This window comes from Rhizobium sp. BK602, assembly GCF_014195095.1.
In the GTDB taxonomy this organism is placed as follows: Bacteria; Pseudomonadota; Alphaproteobacteria; order Rhizobiales; family Rhizobiaceae; genus Rhizobium.
In genome coordinates, this window is sequence record NZ_JACIBC010000014.1 from 1 (window position 1) to 26,516 (window position 26,516).

Sequence of the window (26,516 nt, forward strand, 5' to 3'; positions counted from 1 at the left end):
CGGCTTATAATCCCACCCCCAGAGACAAGTCAACACACCTCTCGTAAAAATTCTGACATTTTTATATCTACCCGTTTTTATTAAGCTTTTTTGAAGTCCGGAATGGAACTATCCCCATTGCCGCGCGATTGCCGGCAAAAATATTGTCCAGATGGTCAAAATTTTCGATTTGCGGCTTCCGGAAGACGCTTTTGTTGCGGCGGCAATAATCGACATCCCGGTTTTCCGTGCGCCAATGCCATCGAAACGGATCTTGGCGGCGGCGGCGGCTTCCATCCCTTTACTCAAGCAAAGCCTTATAAAAACCGAGATTTCGCAGGAAATTTCTGCTATATATGGGTGAAAAGGGAGGACACAATGAACATAACAAGGCCAGAAAGCATCATCGAGGTCAGTATCGACAGCGCCACCGGACGGCGGGCGCTCGGTATCATGAGCATGCGCCAGGCGCTGGATCTGCCCGATCTGGTGAAGTTCACCTATACGCATCCCGACCCGCGAAAGGCCGCCGCCGGCATCGTCGTCAGCCGGGAGGAGCTCAAGCGCTTCCTGACCTGCCATTGACGGCCTGAACGCCGGAGAGCGAAGCGCGCGCATGCGCGAACCCCTTATCACGCCCTGTCCTTGATAGGCCTCCTTCAGGCCGCGGCCCGATTGCCCGCCGCAAGCCGAAGCAGCACGATGGCGTTAAGACCGCCACCCTCACGGTCCTCCAGACAAAGCGCGCCATGATGCGCATCGAGGATCTGCCGGACGATCGTCAGCCCTAGCCCGCTTCCCCCCAGATCGCGATTGCGCGACTCCTCCAGGCGGATGAAGGGCTCCAGCACATCCTTGCGTCGCTCTGCCGGAATGCCCGGCCCGCGGTCGCCGATGATGATGGCAGCCCGGTCGCCGCGGCGCTCGACGCGGATATCGGCGCTGCCGCCATAGCGCAGCGCATTGTCGATCAGATTGTCCAGCACCCGTGCAAGCGCCGTCTGCGGTATCGTCACCGCCAGTTCGCGCCCAAGCGCCGAGAGGGAGACGAGGCCTTGCGCATCCTGGCGTTCCGCGATCAGGGCATGCACGGCGGCATCGAGATCGGCGACGTCCCTGTCGCCGGAAACGACCGTGCTGCGGGCGAGCCCCAGCGCCTCCTCGACGAGATGCTGCATCGCCTCGACATCGGCGATCGCCCGCTCGCGATGCGGCGTGTCCGGCATCATCTCCATGCGCAGGCGAAAGCGGGTGAGATAGGTCCGCAGATCATGGGACATGGCCCCGAGGATCAGGGTGCGGTTGTTGACCAGCGCGGCGATGCGCAACTGCATGTCGTTGATGGCGCGGATCAGCATGCGCAGCTCGCAGGCGCCGCGCTCGGGAATATGGATCGGCTGCAGGCTCTTGCCGATGGAATTGACAGTGCGCGACAGCCGCGTCAGCGGCCGGGTCTCGCGCGCCACGGCGGCGACCGCGATCACCGCGACCAGCATGCCGAGAATGCCGGCGATCAGGCCCACGGGAATTCCGCTCAGCCGCACGGTCGGCGTGTCGGCAAGCCGGAAGACCGCCACCTTGCCGCCGGCAACCCCGATCGAGACCTCGATGATCCGATCCGGCGCACCGACAGAAAACCAGCCCTGCGGCCGTTCGGGAAGCGAGCGCATGCCGAAATAGCGGTTGCCCAGGGCAAAATTGGCAAAATCGCGGGCCAGCCGATCGCCGAACGTCGCATCGGTGCCGCTGTCCTGCCTCTGCGCCGGGACATCGGCCAGATGCAGATCCAGGCCGCTGGCATTGAGCGCGCGCACCGCCTGTTCCTGCGCCTCGGGCGGGATGGCATCGAGCAGGCGCACCGCCGATTTGATCTGCGCGCCGGGAGACAGGCGCGAGCCCATCGGCGCATCCGTCTTCCAGCCGACGGCGACAAAAGCGGCCAGCTGGATGACCGACAGCGCCACGGCAACGATCATGATGATGCGGGACACGAGGCCGAGTTTCATCATCGCTCACACATCCCTTACATCCGCGGTCAGGAGATAACCGGCATTGCGCACTGTCGTGATGATCTGCGTGCCATCTGGCAGATAATGCGCGAGCTTGGTGCGCAGGCGCGAGACGGTGACATCGATGGTGCGGTCGAAGGGGTCGGCACCGCGGCCGCGTGTCCAGTCGAGCAGCTGGTCACGCGACAGCACCCGGCGCGGCCGCTCGAGGAAGCAGACAAGCAGGTCGAACTCGGCCGTGGTCAGGCGCACCGGGCCTTCGCCCTCGACCTCGATCGCCCGGCCGTCGAGATCGACGACGAGACCGGCAAAGCTCTTGCGCCGGCGCGGGAGATCGATTTCCTCGACGCGCTCGGGGCCGACCCGTCTCAGGATGGCGCGGATGCGCGCCAGCAATTCACGCGGGTTGAAGGGCTTGCCGAGGTAATCGTCGGCGCCCATCTCCAGGCCGAGAATGCGGTCGATATCCTCGGATTTCGCCGTCAGCATCAGGATCGGCACGCGGCTGCGGGCGCGAATGCGGCGGCAGGCCGACAGGCCGTCCTCGCCGGGCAGCATCAGGTCGAGAATGATGAGATCGGGAAAGCCCCTGGCAAGCGCGCGGTCCATGGCGGCGGCACTGTCGGCCGCCTCGACGGCAAAACCCTCACGGCTCAGGAACTCCTCGAGGAGTGCCCTTATTTCGCGGTCGTCCTCGACCAGAAGAAGCGATGCGGAAACCATGGCTCATCCATGCGAGGCAAAGGGCGGCTTTGACAATAAGGAAACGGCCGGCGTTACAAACTGTAACAAATTTCCGCTTCCTTGAAAAATCCCGGCAACAGAAGCAGGGCAGCTTGCGGTCGTCCCTCCGGAGCAAAGGCGACAACGACCCCGACGTCGCCCTACCGACCCATCGCCGCTCCGGACTCCCGGCAGGGTTCGTGTCGACCAGGCGCGAGCCCTGCCTATTCACCTCGATGCCCGTCCTCCCCCCCCAGCCATGACGATTTGCTTCGCAGCCGCGCTCATGCGAAAGGATGGGCAATGGCCGGCGCGCGCCGGCGATCGTCATACAGGCATGGGGCAAGGCGTGGGCCAGAGGCATTCTCCGCAAAGATCGGGCAAGACGGCGAAAAGCCGCGAGGCGGTCGACGGCAAGCGCGTGACCCTGCCGCGCGCGCTGTCGAAGCTCGGCTATTGCTCGCGCACCCAGGCGGAGGCGCTGATTGCGGCCGGCCGCGTCACGGTCGACGGGCGCCGGATCGTCGATCCCGCCGCCTGGATCGATCTCGACCGCGCGCGGATTGCCGTCGACGGCGCTGCCATAGCCGCCGAGAAGAAGCTCTATTTCATGCTGAACAAGCCGCGCGGATTGGTGACGACGCGCGACGATCCCGAAGGCCGCCCGACAGTCTATGACTGCTTGAGGGAGATCGACGCCCGGCATCTCGCGCCGGTCGGCCGGCTGGACAAGGCCAGCGAAGGACTGCTTCTCTTCACCAACGACACGGTGCTGGCGCAGGCCTTGCTGGATCCGATCACGCATGTCGCCAAGACCTATCATGTGCAGGTCAAGCCGATCATGGACCAGGAATTGCTGGAGCGGATGGAGAGCGGCATCATCGATGACGGCGAGCTTCTGACCGCAACCGCAGCCCGTCCGCTGCGCAGCGGTGAACGCGGCGGCTGGATCGAGGTCGAGCTTCGCGAGGGCCGCAATCGGCAGATCCGCCGGATGCTGGAGGTGCTCGACGTCGAATGCCTGCGCCTGGTGCGTGTCGCCTTTGGCGATATCGTGCTCGGCGATCTGGCGAAAGGCGCGGTCAGGGCCTTGAGCGACGCGGAGGTTGCCGGGCTCTACCGGCGCGCCGGCATGGACAGGAACGGACGTAACGCAGCCAAGGCGGGACGCAATGCAGCCCCATGATTTCTGGCAGTCCTTCGATCCGCCGCGCAGCTTCGAGACATCCGGCGAATTCCGGGATTTCTACGTGGCGGAACTGCCCGACGGGCGGCAGTTGCGCCTGCCGATCCGCGTGCTGGCCGATGGCGAGCATGCGCTGGCGTCGCTGATCGTCAATCAGGCGAGCTTTTCGGTGCAGGAAGCCTTGGCCGAAGCGCTGGCCGCTCGGATCGCGGCCCATGACGTCGAGGTGGTTGCCGGGCTGCCGACCCTGGGGCTGACGCTGGCGAGCGCGACCGCCCGCGCGCTCGGCCATGAGCGCTATGTTCCCCTCGGGACCTCGCGCAAGTTCTGGTATCGCGAGGAACTGTCGGTGTCGCTGTCCTCCATCACCACGCCCGAGCAGCAAAAGCGGCTCTATATCGATCCGCGCATGCTGCCGTTGCTGCAGGGCCGGCGGGTGGCGCTGATCGACGATGTGATCTCAAGCGGCGCCTCGATCGCCTCCGGGCTGGAACTCTTGACCGCCTGCGGCATCGAACCGGTGATCATCGGCGCCGCCATGCTGCAATCCGACCGCTGGCGCGAGCGTGTCGATGCCGGCGGAAAGCCATGGAGCGCGCGGATCGTCGGCGTGTTTTCGACTCCGATCCTGGAAAAGACCGAAAATGGCGGCTGGCGCAGACCGGCTTGAATCTGGGAGCGGAGGCTCTTTCCATAGGGAAGGATGGGCGATGCCTGCCGAAAATCGATTCCGATTTGCGGCATTATGCGCTAAGGGTCCAGTCAAGAAGCGTCCGCCGGGGCGGATGCATGAGCCTGCTGGTGACCGTATTGCGAATTCTCTCCGAAGCCCATTTTCCGGAACTGCCGAACTATTATCGCGGCAAGGTGCGCGAGAACTACGATCTGCCGGATGGCAGCCGCATCATCATCAGCACCGACCGGTTGAGCGCCTTCGACCGTATCCTCACCTGCATCCCCTACAAGGGCCAGGTGCTGACGCAGACGGCGCGCTACTGGTTCGAGGCGACCAAGGATATCTGCCCGAACCATGTCATCGCCTATCCGGACCCGAACGTCGTGGTCGGCAAGCGGCTCACCATCCTGCCGGTGGAGATCGTCGTGCGCGGCTACCTCGCGGGCACGACCGGCACCTCGATCCTGACACTCTATAAGAAGGGTGAGCGCGAGATGTACGGCATCACCCTGCCGGATGGCATGCGCGACAACCAGATCCTGCCCGAGCCGATCATCACGCCGACCAGCAAGGAATTCGACGGCGGCCATGACGAACCGCTGACGCCGGCGCAAATCGTCGAGCAAGGGCTGCTGACGCAGGAACAGTGGCAGACCTTGTCGCGTTACGCGCTTGCCCTCTTCGCCCGCGGGCAGGAGATGGCCCGCAAGCGCGGACTGATCCTCGTCGATACCAAATATGAATTCGGCACCGACGAAACCGGCGCCATCATCCTGGCCGACGAGATCCATACGCCGGACAGCAGCCGTTACTGGCTGGCCGACAGCTATCAGGAGCGCTTCGACAGGGGCGAGCGGCCGGAAAGCTTCGACAAGGATTTCGTGCGCGCTTGGGTGACCGAGCGCTGCGATCCCTATAAGGACGAGATTCCGGAGATCCCTCTCGACCTCATCGAACAGACGTCGAAAGTGTATATCCGCGCTTACGAAGCGATCACGGCAACGCCTTTCGTGCCTGATGACCGCGACGCAACACCGCGCGACCGGGTTCGCGCAAGTCTCGAGCGCTACTTCCCGTAAGGATTGCCGCACGGTTTCCCGGCCGGAAATCGCAGGCCGGGAGCCGACCGAAAGTTGCAACGGCGACAAAAACCCGCTTTGCGCACCGCCTCAGGTGGCAATCGGAGGGTATGTTTTTTGCAACACTTTATAATTTTTTTACCCAGACCCTGATATTTGGCACGATCCCACATATGTTCGCCGACGAGAAATGGCAAAAGGCACTGTGCTATTGCAAAACTCGTTGATAGATTGGCGCCGACCGCTTCGGTTCATTTTTGTAATGCGTAGGCAGGAGCGCCGACACATATGGGGCCACACAGGCCTTGTAAGATAGTGATCACGTAGATTGAATTGTGGGATAATGTGATGGTTTCCATTCGTACTGCCGCCCCCGCCCTGCTGCTTTTGCTGGCAGGCTGCGTCAGCGGCCCCGATCATAAGCCACCGGAAATGCCTCTCCCGGCCAAATTCTCTGAGGGCGGTACGAAGATCAACGGCGACGTCGCCGGTTCGAAATGGTGGACTGCCTTCGGCGACTCGAGACTGAATGCATTTGCAGACCAGGGCCTCAGCCAGAACCTGAGCATTCTGCAGGCTCTGGAACGCATCAACCAGGCACAGGCCACGGTCATCACCGCCGGCGCCGGCGGATTGCCGAACCTCAGCGTCTCCGGCGGCCACACCGTGAGCGGCCAGAAGGGCAGCCTGCGCACCCAGACCGAAACGGAGAACACCACCAGCGGCGGTCCGTCAGTTTCCTGGCTGCTTGACCTCTGGGGTCAGTATCGCCGCGCGCGGGAAGGCGCCCTCGCCTCGCTCGATGCCGCCTATTCCAGCGTCGACACGGCACGCCTGACCTATCTGCAGGATCTGGCGAATAGCTACGTCAACGCCCGCTACTACCAGACGCTCATCTCGATCGCTCAGGAAAACCTGAAGTCTCGCCGGGACACGCTCTCGCTGACGAAGTTCCAGCTCGATGCCGGCGCGGCGTCCCGTCTCGACGTCGTTCAGGCCGAAGGCCTCGTCAATTCGACGCTGTCGACCATTCCTGGCTTCGAGATCAGCTATCGCCAGGCGGTCCATCACATCGCGACCCTGTTGAACGTGCCGTCTTCGACCGTAATCGCCCAGATGCAGGGCGGCGGCAAGCAGCCGGTCTTCCGCGGCCGCGTCAATTCGGGCGTCCCGGCCGATCTCATCCGCAACAGACCCGACATCCGTGTCGCCGAGCGTAATCTCGCCGCCGCAACGGCGCAGATCGGCGTGGCGGAAGCGCAGCTCTTCCCGACGATCACGCTCAGCGGCGCGATCACGCCGTCCTATATCCATACCTCGTCCAGAAGCGGCGGCCTGACCTCCTGGTCCTTCGGTCCGTCGCTGACGCTGCCGATCTTCGACGGCGGCACGCTGCGCGCCAACGTCAAGAGCGCTGAATCGAGCAGCCGTGAGCAATATGTGGTCTGGCAGCAGACGGTACGGTCGGCTGTCGAGGATGTCGAGAACGCCCTGTCGGCCGTCTCCCGCGACGCGCAAACCGTCTCGGCACTGCGCGCGCAGGTGAAGTCCTACCAGGAAGCCCTGCAGCTCTCGACCGCCAGCTATAAGGACGGTGCCTCCTCGCTGCTCGACGTTCTCGACGCACAGCGCAACGTGACCAGCGCTCAGCAGAGCCTGGCACAGGCTGTCCAGCAGAGCGCGATCGACTACATCTCGCTGAACATTGCGATCGGCGCCGGTTATGTTCCGGCTGAAAAGGGACCGGTCGCAAAGCCGGTCAAGGTCGCCGCGAAGGCCGCGAACTAAGGGAATAAGGGCTCGGCTCTGCCGGGCCTCGCTCTACGACAAAGCCGCCGCAGGCAACTGCGGCGGCTTTTCTTTGCGCCCTGGATGATCGGCAAAATAAAATGGCGCGCTCCGCTTCCGCAAAGCACGCCCCTGACAGCCCAAAACCAAGCAGCCAAAAAACAAAAAGGCCGGAGTAATCCGGCCTTTCGTCATCCATCCTCACGCCAGTGCCAGTACATCCGTGGTCAAAGGGAAGGCGGAACCGCAGCCAGAGTGACCATGAAAGGTTAACACGGGGTCAACGCCACTTTCACAATCTCAGCAAGTGCAAATGGGCTCGCTTTGAAGCGCGCCACGCACTCGCCGGCTGCATGACTGAAATCTATATCGGTGGCGATTGCGGTGTTTTCAAGGCCATGGGCATCATTCGTTCCGCCGCGATAATTTCAATCGCTGAATAAAGCGCATGTCGTTCGCGCAAAACCGCTGCACACTTTTGCACGACATGCTTTAGAGCCGCAGTAATGCCGAAAATCCTAAGCAAGACTTCCTAAAAATTATTCGAGCCTTGAGGATATCACCTGCCTCCGTTCAAGCTGCATTCATGCAAATCTGCTTAAAACCACGGAAAAGATTGAAGGAATAGCGTGGGATCTTCCAAAGTCCCGCACATGCTCCAACTTTGATCTTATCGAAACTGGTAAGACCATGCCGAATCCTGTAACCGCGTCGAGCCGATTGCCGGCCATGCGAGAACGGATGGCGACAACAGGCGCAGCCGCCGCACGCATCCGTGACGCTGGCGACACGCAAGGGAGAGCATTCATGAGACACAAGCTTCTAGCCGCGATCACGCTGACCGCATTCGTCGCGCTGCCGGCGCTCGCAGAAGCCGCAGCCGGCTTTGCCACCGCCAATGTCAACATGCGGTCCGGCCCGAGCACGCAATATCCGGCGGTCACCATGATTCCCGTCGGTGCCCCGCTCGAGATCAATGGCTGCCTCAACGAAACGCCCTGGTGCGACGTCAGTTTCTACGGTGGCCGCGGCTGGGTCGCCGGCCGCTATATCCAGGCGAGCTATCAATCGCGCCGCATCTATGTCGGTCCGCAATATTACCGCCCACTCGGCATCCCCACCATCACCTTCGATTTCGATGATTATTGGGGCCGCTATTATCGCGACCGCGATTTCTACCGCAACCGCGACCGTTGGCGCCGTGGACCGGGCTGGATCGATCGCCGTCCGAGCCAGGGCTGGGATCGCGGATCGGATTGGGATAACGGATCCGGCCGCAACTGGGACCGCCGTCCCGACCGCAACCGCGACTGGAACGACCAACAGGACTGGGGCCGCCAGCAGCCCGACGGGGACTGGAACCGGCGCAACAATGATGACGACTGGAACCAGCCGCGCAGGGATCGCAATCGCGATTGGAACCGCCAGCCGGACAACAACCAGGATTGGGGCAGCCGCCCCGACCGCCGTCGCGACGACAATCGCCAGGACAACCGGCAGCGCCAGCCCGACCCGCAGCAGGCACAGCCACGGCCTCAGCCGCAGCCGCAGCCGCAGCCGCAGCCGCAGCCGAATAATCGCCCGAACGCCGGTCAGCCAGGCCCCTATAGCCCCGACCATGTCGATCCCTGCCCGGCGTCGGAGCCGAATTGCCGCATGTCGATCAGAGGCTCGAACCGGTAAGACTCCCGGCGGTATGAAACAGATGAAGGCCAGCGGCTCCACAGCCGCTGGCCTTTTTCATTGGCTTGTTCACGATAATCGACCGACCCTGCACCGAAGGGACACGGCAGCCGAGGGAAGGGGTAATTCTGGGGAAGCGCCGGTTCCAAGGTTGCGCGAAACGGTTCGGCATTCGCCGGCGGGAAGGATTGACGATCAGGCGGCGCCGGGCGCCGCGCCGCCTCAATGAACTTTCAGATGCGCCTCGCGCATTGCCGAGATGAACATCTCGCGGGCTTCCTCGGCAGACTTCCTCCCGTCGATCGCCGCCCGGCAAACGCTTCTCGCAGCCACGTAAAACGGACCGCGCCGATCCGGCCAGAGATTGGCCATGCAATTCAGCGCCTCGGAAGGGCCGGTCACCGTCTGGGAGCTGCCTTGAGCGAAGCCGATCTCGATCGGGTTGCTCCATTTGATGTGTCGCATGAATTATCCTCCTCACGCGCTATCAAGTGCCCGAGCCATCCGGCGAGACGGCTTCGTGCAATGACTATAATCTCAATCAGACAATTCGAAAATATGGAACATCGCAAGCACGGAAGGTGAAGCGAGAGACAATCAGAGAAGGGAGATGCGGGTTCATATGCAGCCGCCCGGCTCTGTCATGCTTCACGCCATGGCGATGTTCATTGCGTGAAACCACTTTGGAAAACGGCAAGGAAAACCGATCCAGCCTATTTTTCCCGCGCGATACGCTTGGCGTCATCGGCCGAGAAGCCGGCGCGGCGTGCGAGTTCTTCCAGCCCGAATATCCGGTCCAGCAGATCAACCAGCCAAAGTTCAAATCGTTTCCACATGGTAAGCCTCCACCGCAGCAGATAGTGCCGTTGTAGCGATCCCGCGATGAACACCTCATGAACACCGCGCCGGCTTACCGGTCGTCTCAACGAAACAGGGGTGGCCGCTGCGCGTTCGAGAGCAGCTCCTGCTTCGTGGCGAAGTCGCCGAACAGCCTTTTCAGCCGTACCTCCTCCTCCTTGCCGATCCTGTGGCGCCGCGCGAAATCCTCGATGCTCCAGACTTCCCGCAGCTTGGTTTCGCCAACGCTTTCTACCGAAATATGTGAACTCATCGCGCTCGCCCTCTTTTTTGTTAAAAAAGATAATGCCCGAAACCGGCAAAAGTTCCCCGCCTCATCCCGTCATGAATGGACGGATGTCGTCGTCATGACCGGCCGGGATATTCTTAATCCCCCGTTAAATCGCCGCATTTACAGTTCAACGCCGGGCTTCGACGTCTTCACGACCATTTCGTGAGCGAATGCCGGCGGCGCAGGGTCCCGAAAATGGCGATCATTTTCAGACTTATGCACCGGCAAGGCGCTGGCTGCGCTCCTGCGCGTCCCAAAAGACGCGGAGTACGGCCCCAGCGGCTTCGGCAGCAAGTATCGGCACAGGAACCAGGGGCACGACCGGTCCGCAATGGCAGGCAAGAGCAGATCAGGCCAGAGGATAGAACCCTCCTTCTCAGGCGGCAGGGAGCCCGATGACGACGGCTTCAGCGCCGGAGAACGCGTTGCCGGCGGCGGGCGATCCTCCGAGCGTGAAAGCCCCAGGCGCAACAGTGCGCCAAAAGCCGAAAAGCCACGCCGTTCCAGCCGCCGGCGCAAGCAGCAGCGGCGCTCCGGCGGCGGCGTCTTCGGCTTTCTCCGCAGGGCGGTCTATTGGGCAATCGTGCTTGGGCTGTGGGCCGGCATCGGCCTGGCCGGGCTGGTCGCCTATTACGGATCGCGCATGCCGAGCGCCAGCACCTGGGCCATCCCGGAACGCCCGCCCAACGTCAAGATCGCCGATCTCGACGGCAGCATCATCGCCAATCGCGGCACGACCGGCGGCGAAGCCCTGGCGCTCGGCGACATGTCGCCCTACATTCCCGAGGCGCTGATCGCCATCGAGGACCGCCGCTTCTATTCCCATTACGGTTTCGACCCGATCGGCCTCGGCCGCGCCGTCGTCACCAACATCCTGACCGGCCATGCCGTGCAGGGCGGCTCGACGCTGACGCAGCAGCTCGCCAAGAACCTGTTCCTGTCGCCGGAGCGCACGCTGGAGCGCAAGGTGCAGGAGGTTCTGCTCGCCATCTGGCTGGAGCACAAGTTCACCAAGGACCAGATCCTGGCGATGTATCTCAACCGTGTCTATTTCGGCTCGAACGCCTATGGCGTCGAGGCGGCGGCGCGGCGCTACTTCAACAAATCCGCCCGCGACGTCAACCTCGGCGAGGCGGCCATGCTCGCCGGTCTCGTCAAGGCACCGTCGAAACTGTCGCCGGCGCGCGATCCGGCCGCCGCCGAAGCCCGCGCCCAGCTGGTGCTGCAGGCGATGCGCGACCAGGGCTATATCAGCGAAGCCGATATCAAGACGGCGATGTCGCAACCGCCGACACGCGCCAAGAGCTATTGGAGCGGCGCGGAAAACTATGTCGCCGACATGGTCATGGGCCAGCTTCCCGGCCTGATCGGCGGCGACATCAAGGAAGACCTGACCGTCGACACCACCATCGACATGTCGCTGGAGGAAAAAGCCGAGCAGGCGCTGAACGACGTGCTCGCCAAGGACGGCAGGAAACTCAATGCCTCGCAGGCGTCGCTGGTCTCCGTCGACGCCACGGGCGCGATCCGCGCGCTGGTCGGCGGCCGGGACTATGGCCAGAGCCAGTTCAACCGCGCCGTCACCGCCAAGCGCCAGCCGGGCTCGGCCTTCAAGCCCTTCGTCTATACAGCGGCGCTCGAAATGGGCCTGACGCCGAATTCGATCCGCAACGACGCCCCGATCAGGATCGGCAACTGGGCGCCGGAGAATTACGAGCAGAAATACAATGGGCCGGTGACGCTGGCGACGGCCGTCGCCCATTCGCTGAACACCATCGCCGCCCAGCTGGCGATGGAAGTCGGGCCGGACCAGGTGGTCAAGGTCGCCCATAGGCTCGGCATCGAATCCGACCTGCAGGCCAATGCCTCGATCGCGCTCGGCACGTCGGAGGTCTCGCTGCTGGAACTGACCTCGGCCTATGCTTCCTTCATGAACGGCGGCTACAAGGCGACGCCGCATGTCATCACCAGGGTGACGACCGCCAACGGCAAGGTGCTCTACCAGGCGAATTTCGACAATCCGCCACGGGTCCTGAACCCCGACGTCGTCACCAACATGAACACGATGATGACCGGCGTCATCAATTTCGGCACCGGCAAGGCCGCCCGCATTCCCGGCTGGCAGGCCGCCGGCAAGAGCGGCACGACGCAATCCTTCCGCGACGCGCTGTTCGTCGGCTTCACCAGCCACCTGACCACGGGGGTCTGGTTCGGCAACGACGACGGCAAGTCGATGAAGAAGGTGACGGGCGGCGGATTGCCGGCCAAGGCCTGGAAGGAATTCATGGTCGCCGCCCACAAGGGCCTGACGCCGACGCCGATCTTCGGCGGCGGCCAGATCATCGACAACGGCGTGCCGATGGCGCAGACGGCGCCGGGTACGGATCAGCCGACGACGATCGGCTCCATCATCTCCGGCGCGCTGGGCGGCGGCGAAGCCGCGCAGCCGCACGGCCAGCCGACGGTCCAGCAACGGCCGTCGCAGCAGCCGATGCCGCCGCAAACGATCGATCAGGCGATTGCCGCCGGCGATTCGGAGGATCTGCCGCCCGCCGGCCTCGCGGACGACAGCAACCCCTATAGCGACAACGGCATGATCCCGCCCGCCGACGTCGGCGATCCCGGTCCGACGCCGGTGAGGGCCAGGCCGCATCGCAGCTCGCTTCTGGATGTCATCCTCGGACGATAAGGCCGCATTTCCCGCGATTGGCGCTTGCATGGCCGAAGCAAGGCTGATCTGATAGCTGGTCGCGCCAATTCTCCAGGTCCGCAGGCGCAAAGCGGCACTGTTGAATTCGCGCGACAAACCATTCGTTTTGCTGGATTCCGGGTGATTTCCCGCCTTGCAGTCAGTAAAACCGCTACTTATATACGCGGCATCACCGCAGTCATGGCTGCGCAATCCTCAAGACCATCCCGTAAGGGGCTGTCAATGGAATGCCTGACAGGGGTTCCGATAGCTTGCTTCAAGGAGAGAATGACATGGCAAAAGTAATTGGTATCGACCTTGGAACCACGAATTCCTGCGTCGCCGTCATGGACGGCAAGGACGCGAAAGTGATCGAAAATGCCGAAGGCGCCCGCACCACCCCCTCTATGGTAGCCTTCACGGACGACGGCGAACGCCTCGTCGGCCAGCCGGCCAAGCGCCAGGCGGTCACCAACCCCACCAACACCCTCTTCGCCGTCAAGCGCCTGATCGGCCGCCGCTACGAAGATCCGACCGTTGAGAAGGACAAGCACCTCGTTCCTTTCCAGATCGTCAAGGGCGACAATGGCGACGCCTGGGTCGAGGCACAGGGCAAGGGCTATTCGCCCGCACAGATTTCCGCAATGATCCTTCAGAAGATGAAGGAAACCGCCGAATCCTATCTCGGCGAAAAGGTCGAAAAGGCCGTCATCACCGTTCCCGCCTACTTCAACGACGCACAGCGCCAGGCAACCAAGGATGCCGGCAGGATCGCCGGTCTTGAAGTGCTGCGCATCATCAACGAGCCGACGGCGGCTGCGCTCGCCTACGGCCTCGACAAGAAGGACGGCAAGACCATCGCCGTCTACGACCTTGGCGGCGGCACCTTCGATATCTCCATCCTCGAAATCGGTGACGGCGTCTTCGAAGTGAAGTCGACCAACGGCGACACCTTCCTCGGCGGTGAAGACTTCGACATGCGTCTCGTCGAATATCTCGTTGCCGAATTCAAGAAGGACAACGGCATCGACCTCAAGGGCGACAAGCTCGCTCTGCAGCGCCTCAAGGAAGCTGCCGAAAAGGCCAAGATCGAGCTGTCGTCCGCGCAGCAGACCGAAATCAACCTGCCCTTCATCACGGCAGACGCCACCGGCCCGAAGCACCTGACGCTGAAGCTGACCCGCGCCAAGCTGGAAAGCCTGGTCGACGATCTGATCCAGCGCACCATCGCGCCTTGCAAGGCTGCGCTGAAGGATGCCGGCGTCACGGCTGCCGAGATCGACGAAGTCGTTCTCGTCGGCGGCATGAGCCGCATGCCGAAGGTCCAGGAAGTCGTCAAGCAGCTGTTCGGCAAGGAGCCGCACAAGGGCGTCAACCCGGATGAAGTCGTCGCCCTCGGCGCCGCCATCCAGGCCGGCGTTCTCCAGGGCGACGTCAAGGACGTCCTGCTCCTCGACGTGACCCCGCTGTCTCTCGGCATCGAAACGCTGGGCGGCGTCTTCACCCGTCTGATCGAACGCAACACGACGATCCCGACGAAGAAGTCGCAGACCTTCTCGACCGCCGACGACAACCAGTCGGCCGTGACCATCCGCGTCTCGCAGGGCGAGCGCGAAATGGCCGCCGACAACAAGCTGCTCGGCCAGTTCGACCTCGTCGGCCTGCCGCCGGCACCGCGCGGCGTGCCGCAGATTGAAGTCACCTTCGATATCGACGCCAACGGCATCGTCCAGGTTTCGGCCAAGGACAAGGGCACCGGCAAGGAACAGCAGATCCGCATCCAGGCTTCCGGCGGTCTCTCCGACGCCGACATCGAGAAGATGGTCAAGGATGCAGAAGCCCATGCTGCCGAAGACAAGAAGCGCCGTGAGGGTGTCGAAGCCAAGAACCAGGCCGAAAGCCTGATCCACTCCAGCGAAAAGTCGCTGAAGGATTATGGCGACAAGGTCACGGAAGCCGATCGCAACGCGATCAGCGACGCGATCGCAGCGCTGAAGACGGCGACCGAGGCTTCCGAGCCGGACGCCGAAGACATCAAGGCCAAGACCCAGACGCTCATGGAAGTATCCATGAAACTCGGCCAGGCCATTTATGAGGCCCAGCAGGCGGAAGCCCCCTCGGCTGATGCCTCGGCAGGCGGCAAGGACGACGTCGTCGATGCCGACTACGAGGAAATCAAGGACGAGGACGACCGCAAGCGGTCTGCATAAGCGCGAACCTTGATGGTTTTGCGGAAACTTAGCTCCGGCTGCCTTCTGGCAGCCGGAAATCCATTTCCGGGGTCTTATCGTTAATGGCAAAAGCGGATTTTTACGACACGCTGGGTGTCGCCAGAACGGCGGATGAAAAGGAGCTCAAGAGCGCTTTTCGCAAGCTGGCAATGCAATTTCATCCGGACAAGAACCCGGACGACAAGGACGCCGAGCGCAAGTTCAAGGAAATCAACGAGGCCTACGAGACGCTCAAGGACCCGCAGAAGCGGGCCGCCTATGACCGTTACGGCCACGCCGCCTTCGAGCATGGTGGCATGGGCGGCGGTGGTTTCGGCGGCGGCGGCTTTGGCGGCGGCGGTTTCTCCGATATTTTCGAAGATATTTTCGGCGAGATGATGGGCGGCGGACGCGGACGCGCTCGCTCCTCCGGCGGTCGCGAACGCGGCGCCGATCTTCGCTACAATATGGAAATCTCGCTCGAGGAAGCCTTTGCCGGCAAGACAGCGCAGATCCGCGTGCCGACCTCGATCACCTGCGACGTCTGCTCCGGATCCGGCGCCAAGCCGGGCACGCAGCCGAAGACCTGCGGCACCTGCCAGGGTTCGGGCCGGGTGCGCGCCGCTCAGGGTTTCTTCTCGGTCGAACGCACCTGTCCGACGTGCCACGGCCGCGGCCAGATCATTCCCGACCCCTGCGGCAAATGCCATGGCCAGGGCCGCATCACCGAGGAGCGTTCGCTCTCGGTCAACATTCCCTCGGGCATCGAGGACGGTACGCGCATCCGCCTGCAGGGCGAAGGCGAAGCCGGCCTGCGCGGCGGACCGTCGGGCGATCTCTACATCTTCCTGTCCGTCAAGCCGCATGAATTCTTCCAGCGCGACGGCGCCGATCTCTATTGCGCCGTGCCGATCTCGATGACGACGGCCGCCCTCGGCGGCACCTTCGACGTTGCCACCCTCGACGGCACGAAATCGCGCGTCACCGTTCCCGAAGGCACGCAGGTCGGCAAGCAGTTCCGCCTGAAGGGCAAGGGCATGCCGGTGCTGCGCTCGAGCCAGGTCGGCGATCTCTATATCCAGATCCAGATCGAAACGCCGCAGAAGCTGACCAAGCGCCAGCGCGAATTGCTGCAGGAATTCGAACAGATCTCCTCGAAGGACAACAATCCCGAATCGACGGGCTTCTTTGCCCGCATGAAGGATTTCTTCGACACGTTCAGCGACTGAGTGGCGAATCACATCGCTTTTGCAAAAACCGGCCGGTGATTCGGCCGGTTTTTTGTTTTGATGGGCGAATCACCCGCCCTCGTGCTTCGAGACGGCCCTGCGGGCCTCCTCAGCGTGAGGGCTCATCCTCTCATCCGGCCTGCAGCGTCACATTCCACCGCGGGCCTGCAGTTCACTCCACCCTCATCCTGAGCCCGTCGAAGGACGAGGGTGGCCACGGACGCCGCCGTTTCATTGCCATCAAGGAACTGCGGCAAGCTCTCCCACTCATGCCGAGGTGCCTTGGCGCAACGCGACAGGGCCTCGAAGCATCGAGGCGGCCCCGATTTTTCCCAATATCCTTGCGCTGAGCCCTGCTTCGGCATACCCCTCGCCCATCGATTAAAGCGCGTCGCGATCTTTCAGATTCGCTTTATGCGCTTTAGGTCTTTGATGTTGCGCATGTCGTTCTCGCAAAACCGCTGCACACTTTTGCGCGACATGCTTTCAGAATCCGGATGTCCGATGCCACACAAGGTTTTCATCTCGCGACTGAAGCTGACCGACTTCCGCAATTATGCGGCGGCGGCGCTTACGCTTGACGAGCGGCATGTGGTGCTGACCGGCGACAACGGCGCCGGCAAGACCAATCTGATGGAGGCGGTCTCCTTCCTGTCACCAGGGCGCGGTCTGCGGCGGGCGGCCTATGCGGATGTCGTCCGTGTCGGGGCGCCCAACGGCTTTTCGATCTTCGCCGAGCTTGAGGGCATGGAAGACAGCGTCGAGATCGGTACCGGCGTCGATGCCACCGACGAGACGACGGCGCGCAAGCTCAGGATCAACGGCACGCCGGCCAAGACCGTCGACGAACTGACCGACCATCTGCGGGTGCTTTGGCTGACGCCGGCCATGGATGGGCTGTTTACCGGCGGCTCCTCCGAGCGCCGCCGCTTCCTCGACCGGCTGGTGCTGTCGCTCGATCCGGCGCATGGCCGCCGCGCCAGCGATTTCGAGCGCGCCATGCGCAGCCGCAACAAATTGCTTTCGGAGGGCCGATTCGATCCGTCCTGGCTCGCCGGAATCGAGGAACAGATGGCAAGCCTCGGCATCGCCATGGCGCTGGCACGGCAGGAAATGCTCGGCCTTCTGTCGCGGCTGATCGCCGAGACGCGCGAGGCGACGCCCTTTCCCTCGGCGGCGCTCGAACTATCCGGCTTTCTCGACGGACAATTCGACCGGCCGGCCGTCGATCTCGAGGATACCTACGCCGCCATGCTGCGCGAAGGCCGCTATCGCGACGCGGCCGCCGGGCGCACGCTGGACGGACCGCACCGCGCGGATCTCCTGGTGCGCCATCGCGAGAAGGACATGGAAGCGGAGCGCTGCTCGACGGGCGAGCAGAAGGCGCTGCTGGTCGGCCTCATCCTCGCCCATGCTCGCCTCGTCGGCAATCTCACGGGCCATGCGCCCATCCTTCTGCTCGACGAAATCGCCGCGCATCTCGACGAAGGCCGACGCGCCGCCCTCTTCGACCTGATCGACACGCTCGGCGGCCAGGCCTTCATGACCGGCACCGACAAGGCAATGTTCTCCGCACTCGGCGAACGGGCGCAATTCTTCACCGTCGCGCATGGCGGCATTACGAAATCGTAGCGGCGCATTTTCCGCGGAGCATGATACAATCATCGCCATGGACCCTTTGACCCCAGACGAAATCGCCCGTTATCAGCGTCACATCCTGCTTCCCGAAGTGGGCGGCGCGGGCCAGCAGAAATTGAAGGCGGCGCGCGTTCTGGTGATTGGCGCCGGCGGGCTCGGCGCGCCGGTGCTGCAATATCTCGCCGCAGCCGGCATCGGCACGATCGGCATTGCCGATGACGACCGGGTTTCGCTCTCCAATCTGCAGCGGCAGGTGATTCATGACACCGGCACCATCGGCGATCTGAAGACGCAAAGTGCAGCCGATGCCATCGCCAGGCTCAACCCGCATGTGCGCGTGATTCGCTTCGAGGAACGGTTTTCGACGGAGACCGCAGCACGGCACCTCGCGGGCTTCAACCTCGTCGTCGACGGCTCCGATAACTTCGACACCCGCTATGCCGCCGCCGATGCGGCGGAGCTCGCCCGCCTGCCGCTGGTGACCGGCGCGGTCGGCCGTTTCGACGGATCGGTGACGACGCTGAAACCCTATGAGACCAATGCGGACGGCACGGCGAATCCCGGCTATCGCGACCTCTTCCCGACGCGCCCGCCCGAGGGGCTCGTTCCCGCCTGCGCCGAGACCGGTATCATCGGCGCGCTGACCGGCGTCATCGGCACGCTGATGGCGATGGAGGCGATCAAGCTGATCACCGGCATCGGTGAACCGCTGATCGGCCGGCTGCTGCTCTATGACGGGCTCGCCGCCCGTTTCGACACCATCCGCTACCGCCGCAAACGCGCCAAAGCCGCCGCCGAATGAGCGAAATCACCCTGCAACGCCTTGATGAGCGCTTCGAGCGCTGGGACGAACTGCTCGCGCTCATCCTCGCCTCCTTCGCCTATATGGACGGACTGATCGATCCGCCCTCCTCGGCCCTGTCGCTGACGCCGCAATCGCTCAGGGAAAAGGCAAGGATCGAAATCGGCTTTGCCGCGCTGGACGAACATCGATTAGCCGGCTGCGTGTTCTGCCGCCCGGAGCCGGAAAGCCTCTATGTCGGCAAGCTGGCCGTCCTGCCGGCTGCGCAGGGCAAGGGGATCGGCAAGCGCCTGCTGGCACTCGCCGAGGAAACCGCGCGAGAGCGTGGTCTTGGCACATTGCGGCTGGAAACACGGATCGAGCTGACCGGCAATCATGCCACCTTCGCCGCCTGGGGCTTCCGCAAGACCGCCGAGAACCGCCATGCCGGCTTCGACCGCACCACGTCGATCGAGATGCGCAAGGCTCTGATCTAGGCTGCGGCCATGATGACATGCGCCTGAATTTTGGCGGCAACCGCGCCGTTGCCATGTCTTTCTGCAATCGCGGATGCGGCGTGGTCGGTCGCCGCTTGCAGTTTTCCCGCTTCCCTGGTCTCGATTTCGTTGCGCAGAAGCGTTCCCTGACAATAGGCGATCGCTGGAATGTATGGCGAGGATGCGCGGCTTTGTTCGGCTCTCGTTTCGATCGTCACATGGGAGAAGCCTGCCTCCTCCAGCTCGCGGCGGATGAGGTCCGTGTCGTGATAGCCGTGCGGCGTGCGTGCCAGAAAGCGCGGCGGATCGTCGGGAAAGATCTCGGCGAGCGCATTCGTCACATCGTCCGCGAATATATTCTCCCCGATGCGATCCCACACGTTGAACAGAAAATGTCCTCCGGGCTTCAGGACCCGCTTTGCTTCGCGATAGGCCAGCACGCGGTCGGGAAAGAACATCGCGCCGAACTGACAGAAGGCGAGATCGAAGGCGGCATCTTCGAACGGCAGGGCCAAAGCATCCGCCTGGCGCCATTGGATGCGGCTGTCGGCAGCCTGTCGCGTCGCCGCATAGTCGAGCATCGGCTGGTTGAGGTCGGTGACGACATAGCGTGTTTCGGGCGCCAGTTTCGGCGCCAAGGCACGGGTGACGACCCCGGTGCCCGCGGCGATTTCCAACACGGCGCCTGGTGCCAGGGAGGCTGCTCGTTGCGCAAGATCCGCGGCAAACGGCTCGAAAATCAACGGCACCATGTAGCGGTCGTAGTTTTCCGGAATCGAGCCGGCGAACACCTTGTCGGTTTCCAGCATCGTCATCACCCGTCATCCGTTTGACAGGCCGCAAGTATAGCACATGATTTTACGCTTCGGTCGTTTTCGACCTGGAAATATCCGACGACGGACGCAGCCGCGGCCCGGCTCAGCGGAACGGCAAGACCCGGTTCGGCGGGCGATGACCGTCGATGAAGGTGCGGATGTTGATGATGACCTTGTCGCCCATGTCGATGCGGCTTTCTAGGGTGGCCGAGCTCATATGCGGCAACAGCACCACCTTGCCCTCATTGGCGAGCTTCACCAGCTTCGGATTGACGGCCGGCTCGTTTTCGAAGACGTCGAGGCCAGCACCGGCGATCCTGCCCTCGCGCAGGATCTTGATCAGCGCCGTCTCGTCGATGACGTCGCCGCGCGCCGTGTTGACGATATAGCTGGTCGGTTGCAGCAGTGCCAGGCGCCGCGCCGAGATCAGATGGAAGGTCGCGGGTGTCGACGGGCAATTGACGGAGACGATATCGACGCGCGCCAGCATCTGGTCGAGGCTGTCCCAATAGGTCGCCTCCAGCTCGTCTTCCGTTGTCGCGCTGACGCGCTTGCGGTTGTGATAGTGGATCGACAGGCCGAACGCCTTGGCGCGGCGGGCGACGGCGGTGCCGATGCGGCCCATGCCGACAATGCCGATGCGCTTGCCGTGAATGCGGCGGCCGAGCATCCAGGTGGGCGACCAGCCGGCCCATTCGCCGGGCTTGTCGGTCAGCACGCGCGCACCCTCGGCAAGACGGCGCGGCACCGCGAGGATCAGCGCCATGGTCATGTCGGCGGTGTCCTCGGTCAGCACGTTCGGCGTGTTGGTGACGGTGATGCCCCGGCGGGCGGCGGCCTCGACGTCGATATGGTCGGTGCCGTTGGAGAAGCTGGCGATCAGCTTCATCTGCGGCCCGGCCTCCTCGATCAGCGCGGCATCGATGCGGTCGGTGACGGTCGGCACCAGCACATCGACCGTCCGCACCGCGTCGATCAGCTCCGCCTGCGTGCGCGGCCTGTCGTCAATATTCAGTTCGGCATCGAAGAGCTCGCGCATGCGGGTTTCCACCGCATCTGGCAGTTTGCGCGTGACGTAGACCTTCGGTTTTTTCTTCGTCGTCATGGCGGCCGGGGATGCCTTGTTCAGATGTTCTTAACCAAGAAGCAGGATAATTTTCCCGTTCCGGGCATTTCTACCAGACCCGCAGGCGAAGACAAACAAAACTCGCGGGCGCGATCTCAGGATTTGCCGATGGTCGGAGCGAAAGGCAGCCAGACGGCGCCTTGATCATGATGAGCGAACGGGAATCCCATGCGTGGCAAAGTACTCAAGTCCTGCGCTGTTTTCGCGATCGGCCTGATGATGGCCGGCGCCACCGCCGACCTTGCCGCGGCCCAGGCCGCGAAGGGGCCGAGCGGCCTGCCGCTGCCGCGCTTCGTCACGCTGAAATCGAAGCGCGTCAACCTGCGCGTCGGCCCGAGCGCGGACTATGCCGTCTCGTGGCTTTACCTCAAGCAGGGCCTGCCAGTCGAGATCATCCAGGAATACGATAATTGGCGCCGGGTGCGCGACGCCGACGGCACCGAAGGCTGGGTCAACCAGTCGCTGCTCTCCGGCCAGCGCTCGGCGCTGGCGGCACCGTGGATGAAGGGCAAGGGCAAGGCGGTCTTCGTCAATATGCGCCGCGATGCCCAACCGTCCGGCACCGTCATCGCCAAGCTCCAGCCGGGCGTGATGATGAACATCCGCGAATGCACCGGCGACTGGTGCCTGGCGACCGCCGACGGCACCGAAGGCTGGGTCGCGCAATCCGAGATCTGGGGCGCCTATCCGGGCGAAGCCTTCAAGTAAGCGATAGCCCCCTGCAGCCCGACAAAAAACCGCCCGCGACGATCTGTTGCGGGCGGTTTCGATTCGATTGCAAGCACGAACAGATCTTTAGAGAAGCCCGAATTCCCTGGCGGCTTCCGACAGCGACTTCATCGGCCGCGGCCCGATCTGCTCGATGACGATTGCGGCGGCGAGGTTGCCGAGCTTGGCGCAATCTTCGAGACTGCGGCCCTGGGTATAGCCGAAGAGGAAACCGGCGGCGAAGAGATCGCCGGCGCCTGTGGTATCGACACGCTCCTCGATCGGATGGGCGTCGACGACATGGCGTTCGTTGCCGCGCACGATGACGGCGCCGTCCTTGCCTGTCGTCACGGCGGCGATCTTGCAATCGGCTGATATCAGATCCAGCGCCTTGTCGAAATCGTCGGTCTCGTACAGCGACAGGGCCTCGTCGCGATTGGCGAAGACGATATCGACCGTGCCTGAACGCATCAGATCGAGGAATTCGTCACGATAGCGGCCGACGCAGAAGCTGTCGGACAGCGTCATCGACATTTCCCGGCCATGGGCATGGGCGATACGCGCGCAGTCGCGGATCGCTTCCTTGGCGCGCGGCGGGTCCCAGAGATAGCCCTCGAAATAGGTGACCTTGGACTCGGCGACGACATCGGGCTCGACATCTTCCGGCCCGAGTTCGACGCAGGCGCCGAGATAGGTGTTCATCGAGCGCTCGCCGTCCTCGGTGACGAAGATCATCGAGCGCGCCGTCGGCGGAAACTTGCCCTTCGGCTTGGTTTCGTAATGGACGCCCTGGGCGCGGATGTCGTGGGCGAAGATCTCACCGAGCTGATCTTCGGCGACCTTGCCGAAATAGGCGGCCTTGCCGCCGAAATTCGCCACGCCCGCGGCCGTGTTTCCAGCGCTGCCGCCGGACGCTTCGAGCGCCGGCCCCATGCGCGAATAGAGCAGCTCCGCCCGCTCGGCATCGATGAGGTTCATGGCGGCCTTGGTGATTTTGTTGTCGATCAGGAACTGATCATCGCAGCGCGCGATAATGTCGACGATAGCATTGCCAACGGTCAGTACATCGAAACGAGTCATCGATAAGGAGGTCCCAGTATTGGTGATAGCCGGTAATCGGTATTATCGGTTTTTCGGAAGTTTGAAAGAAAAATCCGCGCCCCTGTCAGCAACTAAATCCCGATCAGTCATTTGCCTGTCACTTTCCATCTGTAAATGCTTATCAAGCGACTGGCGGAGAACGTCGATACGGCATTCACGGTCAGTCTCGGAAGGTATGATACCTTCCGCCTCACCGGTACGCGCGCCGACCACGGATGAACTGGCGGCCTGTGCACCGGGAGGATTCCGGCGGGACCGGAAGCGGAAAAGCGGGCCGAGCCCGCTTTTTTTGCGCTTCTCCGCTTTTCAGCTTTCCACGATACGTCAAGCTGGTACAACTTGCGGGTCAGTTCGCTTCTCCCGCCCCTCACACTCCACGCGTGGCATGTCCGAAATCTTTTCCGATGTCCTGCCGGTCTTCCTGCTGATTCTCGTTGGCTGGGTGATCGTTCGCACCGGCGTATTGACGGCCAGCGTCGGCGAGGCGATGAGCGAATTCGTCTTCAAGATCGCCGTGCCGCTGCTGCTGTTCCGGACCATCGCGGAAGCGGATTTTCGCGGGACCTCGCCGTTCCGGCTGTGGATTGCCTATTTCGCGGGTGTCGCCGTCACCTGGACGGCTGGACATCTGGCCGCGACGCGGCTGTTCGGACGGGATGCGCGCATCGGCGTGCTCGCCGGCGTCTCCTCCGCCTTTGCCAATACCATCTTCATCGGCCTGCCGCTGGTGGGGCGCACGGTCGGGCCGGAGGGCATCATGGCGATGTCGATCCTGATCGCCGTGCACCTGCCGACCATGATGATCGCCGGCACGCTGCTGATGGAGCAGGCCGAGCGCCGGGAAAACGGCGGCGCCGGCCGCAGCATGGGCGAACTGCTGACGCAGGTCGGCAGGAATCTCATCCGCAATCCTCTGGTCATCGGCCTCCTGTGCGGACTTGTCGTGCATCTGGCCGGCATTCCGCTGCCGGCAACGCTCGGAACCGTGGTCGACAACATCGCCAATATTGCCGGCCCGGCGGCGCTGATTTCACTCGGCATGGCGCTCAGGCAATACGGCGTTTCCGGCAATCTCGGCATCGCCAGCGTCACTGCGGCCTTCAAACTGGTGCTGCTGCCCGCCTGCGTGCTGGCGGCCGGCTATCTCCTCGGCCTCAATCCGCAATGGCGAGCGGCCCTCGTGCTGACCGCCGCCGTCCCGACCGGCGTGAATGCCTGGCTGATTGCCAATCGCTTCGGCGTCGGTCACAGTCTCGCCGCATCGACGATCACGCTGACGACGGCGCTCGGCGCCTTCTCTGTGTCGGTCTGGGCCTATCTGCTCGGCTAGAAGACAGCCCACTTTGGGTGAGCCAGGGCCGGCAAAGACCGCGATACTCTATCTCCACCCTTTTGGAGAAGCAGGCAGGAAAATGGTCATATATTTGCGCATAGCCGCCGTTAAGGATGGAGCGCAGCAAAGGATGGAACCATGAATATTGCAGCTCCCCTCGCCACCAATCCCGCTTCGGCCTATGCGCAGAAAGTCTTCGTGCTCCAGGGCGGCGGCGCGCTCGGCTCCTATCAGGCCGGCGCCTTCGAAGCGCTGAGAGAGCATAATATCGAGCCGGACTGGATCGCCGGCATCTCGATCGGCGCCATCAACGCCGCGATCATGGCCGGCAACGTGCCGGGCGAGCGGCTGGAGAAGCTGCGCTCCTTCTGGAACAAGGTGAGCGTGCAGATGCCGGTCGATCTCCTGATGGAGAAGCGGCGCGAAACCAATCCTTTCTACCGCACGGTCAGCAGCTGGTGGGTCTCGGCCTTCGGCGTGCCCGGCTTCTTTTCGCCCTGGCAGATCCCCAGCTGGTTCCAGGCGCGCGGGTCGGCCGGCGCCACCAGCATCTACGACACCGGGCAGCTGCGCCAGACCTTGCTCGACCATGTCGATTTCGATCGCATCAATCACGGCCCCGTCCGCCTCAGCCTCGGCGCCGTCAATGTCCGCACCGGCAATTTCGCCTTCTTCGACAATCACGATATCGAGATCGGCCCCGAGCATGTCATGGCAAGCGGCGCCCTGCCGCCGGGCTTTCCGGCGATCAAGATCGGCAATGAATATTACTGGGACGGTGGCCTGGTCTCGAACACGCCGCTGACCTATGTGCTCCGAAACGGTGCGGCGATCGACACGGTGGTCTTCCAGGTCGACCTCTTCAGCGCCGTCGGCCCGCTGCCGCAGGATCTCGAAGAGGTGGAAGAGCGGCGCAAGGATATCACCTATTCCAGCCGTACCCGGCTCAACACCGATCTCTTCCTCGAGCGCCACCGTCTGCGGCGCAGCATCGCGGAACTCTATGCCCGGCTGCCGGACGAGGCGAAGGCGGACCCCGCCATCCAGAAACTCCGGGACCATTGCTCCGAATACAGCGTCACCATCATCCACCTGATCTACCGCAACAAGCAGTTCCGCTCGCATTCCAAGGATTACGAATTTTCGGCACTGTCGATGCACGAGCACTGGGAAGCCGGCCGGCACGATGCCCGCAAGGCGCTGAACGCCGAGGACTGGCGGGTGCCGCCGAGCGCCGAGGACGGGCTGAAGGTCTATGATCTCGACCAGAGAACGCGGTCGCGCCGGCATTCGAGCTGACCCAGGGAGCAATTCCAGCAAAAGTGCGCGGCGGTTTCCCGTCCGGAACTGCATCAGGACTCTTGGCACGAAAAACCCGGCCGAAAGGCCGGGTTCCGGTAAACCTCCGCTGAAAGCAGGCTCAGTTCGTCGCTGCGGGTGCTGCGTTCGGATCGGGCAGCGGCACCGGCGTATCGGCCAGCGTGCGCAGATAGGCGATCAGGTCGGCGCGATCCTTTTCCTTCGGCAGGCCGGCAAAGCCCATGGCCGTTCCGGGGATGAATTTCTTCGGCGCCGCTACGAAGTGATAGATGTGGTCGTAAGTCCACTTCTCCGAGCCGCCCTTGGAAAAATCCTTGATCGCGGCCGAATAGGCGAAGCCCTCATGCTCGGCAACCGGACGGTCGACGAGACCCCAGAGATCCGGGCCGACCTTGTTCGGCCCGCCCTTCTCTCCGGAATGACAGGCCTGACACTTCTTGAAGATCGCTTCGCCGGCCTTGGCATCGGCGGTCTGCAGCAATTGCGCGATCGGCGTTTCCTTCGCCTCGGCGGCCTTGCCGCCGGCACCGGCGGCCGGCTCCTCAGCGGCGACGATTTCGAAACCGGGCTTTTCCGGCGTCTCCGAATGGAAAATATATCCTGACGCGAGCGACACGGACTTCAGCACGAAAAGCGTGGCCAGAAGTGCCCCGACACCCATGTTCACGTAGGATGAATTCATCTGCTATGCTCCCCTCGCCTCCGGCAGCGACTGCCGGCCCATCTTGAATTCGCGCGAAACCTATGTCTTTTGGCTGTTTCTTGCAACTCTGTAAACGGTCTCCACCATGAGACCTTTTGACACTTTTACGGCGAG

General features: G+C 63.0%; 25 protein-coding genes. 15 read left to right on the forward strand and 10 right to left on the reverse strand.

Annotated elements, in window-relative coordinates:
* Positions 1 to 108: 108 nt before the first annotated feature.
* Positions 109 to 276, reverse strand: a complete 168-nt coding sequence (locus FHX11_RS29070; protein WP_184364701.1) for a hypothetical protein — start codon at positions 274 to 276, stop codon at positions 109 to 111.
* An 81-nt stretch (positions 277 to 357) separates the two neighbouring features.
* Here FHX11_RS29070 and FHX11_RS29075 point away from each other — a divergent pair, with 81 nt between their 5' ends.
* Positions 358 to 564 (forward strand): hypothetical protein, encoded by a 207-nt coding sequence (locus FHX11_RS29075; RefSeq protein ID WP_184364703.1) that lies wholly within the window; start codon positions 358 to 360, stop codon positions 562 to 564.
* A gap of 74 nt (positions 565 to 638) precedes the next feature.
* Here FHX11_RS29075 and FHX11_RS29080 read toward each other — a convergent pair whose 3' ends face one another.
* Complete coding sequence (locus FHX11_RS29080) at positions 639 to 1,988, reverse strand: ATP-binding protein (RefSeq protein ID WP_184364705.1); 1,350 nt, start codon at positions 1,986 to 1,988, stop codon at positions 639 to 641.
* Between the two features lie 3 nt (positions 1,989 to 1,991).
* Positions 1,992 to 2,711: a response regulator gene (locus FHX11_RS29085; protein WP_184364707.1), complete on the reverse strand. Its 720-nt coding sequence runs from the start codon at positions 2,709 to 2,711 to the stop codon at positions 1,992 to 1,994.
* 349 nt (positions 2,712 to 3,060) lie between these two features.
* Between FHX11_RS29085 and FHX11_RS29090 the strand changes: the two genes are divergently transcribed.
* The 5 genes from FHX11_RS29090 to FHX11_RS29110 all read left to right on the forward strand — a co-directional run bounded on the left by FHX11_RS29090 (position 3,061) and on the right by FHX11_RS29110 (position 9,123).
* Complete coding sequence (locus FHX11_RS29090; protein WP_348649751.1) at positions 3,061 to 3,897, forward strand: pseudouridine synthase; 837 nt, start codon at positions 3,061 to 3,063, stop codon at positions 3,895 to 3,897.
* Positions 3,884 to 4,567: a phosphoribosyltransferase gene (locus tag FHX11_RS29095; RefSeq protein ID WP_184364712.1), complete on the forward strand. Its 684-nt coding sequence runs from the start codon at positions 3,884 to 3,886 to the stop codon at positions 4,565 to 4,567. The genes FHX11_RS29090 and FHX11_RS29095 overlap by 14 nt, the downstream gene beginning before the upstream one ends.
* A gap of 140 nt (positions 4,568 to 4,707) precedes the next feature.
* Positions 4,708 to 5,652, forward strand: a complete 945-nt coding sequence (locus tag FHX11_RS29100; protein ID WP_184364869.1) for a phosphoribosylaminoimidazolesuccinocarboxamide synthase — start codon at positions 4,708 to 4,710, stop codon at positions 5,650 to 5,652.
* A gap of 348 nt (positions 5,653 to 6,000) precedes the next feature.
* Complete coding sequence (locus FHX11_RS29105) at positions 6,001 to 7,440, forward strand: efflux transporter outer membrane subunit (protein WP_184364713.1); 1,440 nt, start codon at positions 6,001 to 6,003, stop codon at positions 7,438 to 7,440.
* Positions 7,441 to 8,247: 807 nt separating this feature from the next.
* Positions 8,248 to 9,123: an SH3 domain-containing protein gene (locus FHX11_RS29110; protein WP_184364715.1), complete on the forward strand. Its 876-nt coding sequence runs from the start codon at positions 8,248 to 8,250 to the stop codon at positions 9,121 to 9,123.
* Positions 9,124 to 9,345: 222 nt separating this feature from the next.
* On the opposite strand, the gene FHX11_RS29115 is transcribed toward FHX11_RS29110, so the two are convergent.
* The 3 genes from FHX11_RS29115 to FHX11_RS29120 all read right to left on the reverse strand — a co-directional run bounded on the left by FHX11_RS29115 (position 9,346) and on the right by FHX11_RS29120 (position 10,234).
* Positions 9,346 to 9,588: a DUF982 domain-containing protein gene (locus tag FHX11_RS29115; protein ID WP_184364717.1), complete on the reverse strand. Its 243-nt coding sequence runs from the start codon at positions 9,586 to 9,588 to the stop codon at positions 9,346 to 9,348.
* Positions 9,589 to 9,836: 248 nt separating this feature from the next.
* Positions 9,837 to 9,959, reverse strand: a complete 123-nt coding sequence (locus FHX11_RS30110; protein WP_281411658.1) for a hypothetical protein — start codon at positions 9,957 to 9,959, stop codon at positions 9,837 to 9,839.
* Positions 9,960 to 10,045: 86 nt separating this feature from the next.
* A complete protein-coding gene (locus FHX11_RS29120; RefSeq protein ID WP_184364720.1) occupies positions 10,046 to 10,234 on the reverse strand; it encodes a hypothetical protein in 189 nt (62 codons plus the stop codon).
* A 349-nt stretch (positions 10,235 to 10,583) separates the two neighbouring features.
* On the opposite strand from FHX11_RS29120, the gene FHX11_RS29125 reads away from it, so the two are divergent.
* The 6 genes from FHX11_RS29125 (at position 10,584) to FHX11_RS29150 (ending at position 19,296) form a co-directional block, all read left to right on the forward strand.
* Positions 10,584 to 12,941, forward strand: coding sequence for a transglycosylase domain-containing protein (locus FHX11_RS29125; RefSeq protein ID WP_184364723.1), 2,358 nt, complete (start codon positions 10,584 to 10,586; stop codon positions 12,939 to 12,941).
* A 293-nt stretch (positions 12,942 to 13,234) separates the two neighbouring features.
* Positions 13,235 to 15,151, forward strand: a complete 1,917-nt coding sequence (gene dnaK / locus FHX11_RS29130; RefSeq protein ID WP_184364732.1) for a molecular chaperone DnaK — start codon at positions 13,235 to 13,237, stop codon at positions 15,149 to 15,151.
* An 83-nt stretch (positions 15,152 to 15,234) separates the two neighbouring features.
* Positions 15,235 to 16,380 (forward strand): molecular chaperone DnaJ, encoded by a 1,146-nt coding sequence (gene dnaJ / locus FHX11_RS29135; protein WP_184364734.1) that lies wholly within the window; start codon positions 15,235 to 15,237, stop codon positions 16,378 to 16,380.
* A gap of 504 nt (positions 16,381 to 16,884) precedes the next feature.
* Complete coding sequence (gene recF / locus FHX11_RS29140) at positions 16,885 to 18,012, forward strand: DNA replication/repair protein RecF (RefSeq protein WP_184364736.1); 1,128 nt, start codon at positions 16,885 to 16,887, stop codon at positions 18,010 to 18,012.
* A 37-nt stretch (positions 18,013 to 18,049) separates the two neighbouring features.
* Complete coding sequence (locus FHX11_RS29145; RefSeq protein WP_184364738.1) at positions 18,050 to 18,820, forward strand: molybdopterin-synthase adenylyltransferase MoeB; 771 nt, start codon at positions 18,050 to 18,052, stop codon at positions 18,818 to 18,820.
* A 5-nt stretch (positions 18,821 to 18,825) separates the two neighbouring features.
* Positions 18,826 to 19,296, forward strand: a complete 471-nt coding sequence (locus FHX11_RS29150) for a GNAT family N-acetyltransferase (RefSeq protein WP_184364871.1) — start codon at positions 18,826 to 18,828, stop codon at positions 19,294 to 19,296.
* Here FHX11_RS29150 and FHX11_RS29155 read toward each other — a convergent pair.
* Positions 19,293 to 20,105: a class I SAM-dependent methyltransferase gene (locus FHX11_RS29155; protein WP_184364873.1), complete on the reverse strand. Its 813-nt coding sequence runs from the start codon at positions 20,103 to 20,105 to the stop codon at positions 19,293 to 19,295. The two genes, FHX11_RS29150 and FHX11_RS29155, sit on opposite strands and share 4 nt — an antisense overlap.
* Positions 20,106 to 20,214: 109 nt before the next feature.
* Positions 20,215 to 21,216: a D-glycerate dehydrogenase gene (locus FHX11_RS29160; RefSeq protein ID WP_184364740.1), complete on the reverse strand. Its 1,002-nt coding sequence runs from the start codon at positions 21,214 to 21,216 to the stop codon at positions 20,215 to 20,217.
* Between the two features lie 189 nt (positions 21,217 to 21,405).
* Between FHX11_RS29160 and FHX11_RS29165 the strand changes: the two genes are divergently transcribed.
* Positions 21,406 to 21,945, forward strand: coding sequence for an SH3 domain-containing protein (locus FHX11_RS29165; RefSeq protein ID WP_184364742.1), 540 nt, complete (start codon positions 21,406 to 21,408; stop codon positions 21,943 to 21,945).
* Positions 21,946 to 22,032: 87 nt separating this feature from the next.
* Here FHX11_RS29165 and FHX11_RS29170 read toward each other — a convergent pair whose 3' ends face one another.
* Entirely contained in the window at positions 22,033 to 23,025 is a 993-nt protein-coding gene (locus FHX11_RS29170; protein ID WP_184364744.1) for an adenosine kinase, read from the reverse strand.
* A gap of 406 nt (positions 23,026 to 23,431) precedes the next feature.
* Between FHX11_RS29170 and FHX11_RS29175 the strand changes: the two genes are divergently transcribed.
* Positions 23,432 to 24,376 (forward strand): AEC family transporter, encoded by a 945-nt coding sequence (locus FHX11_RS29175; RefSeq protein WP_184364746.1) that lies wholly within the window; start codon positions 23,432 to 23,434, stop codon positions 24,374 to 24,376.
* A gap of 141 nt (positions 24,377 to 24,517) precedes the next feature.
* Positions 24,518 to 25,678, forward strand: a complete 1,161-nt coding sequence (locus FHX11_RS29180; RefSeq protein WP_184364747.1) for a patatin-like phospholipase family protein — start codon at positions 24,518 to 24,520, stop codon at positions 25,676 to 25,678.
* A gap of 121 nt (positions 25,679 to 25,799) precedes the next feature.
* Here the strand turns inward: FHX11_RS29180 and FHX11_RS29185 are convergent, their stop codons facing one another.
* A complete protein-coding gene (locus FHX11_RS29185) occupies positions 25,800 to 26,381 on the reverse strand; it encodes a cytochrome c family protein (RefSeq protein ID WP_184364749.1) in 582 nt (193 codons plus the stop codon).
* Positions 26,382 to 26,516 lie beyond the last annotated feature (135 nt).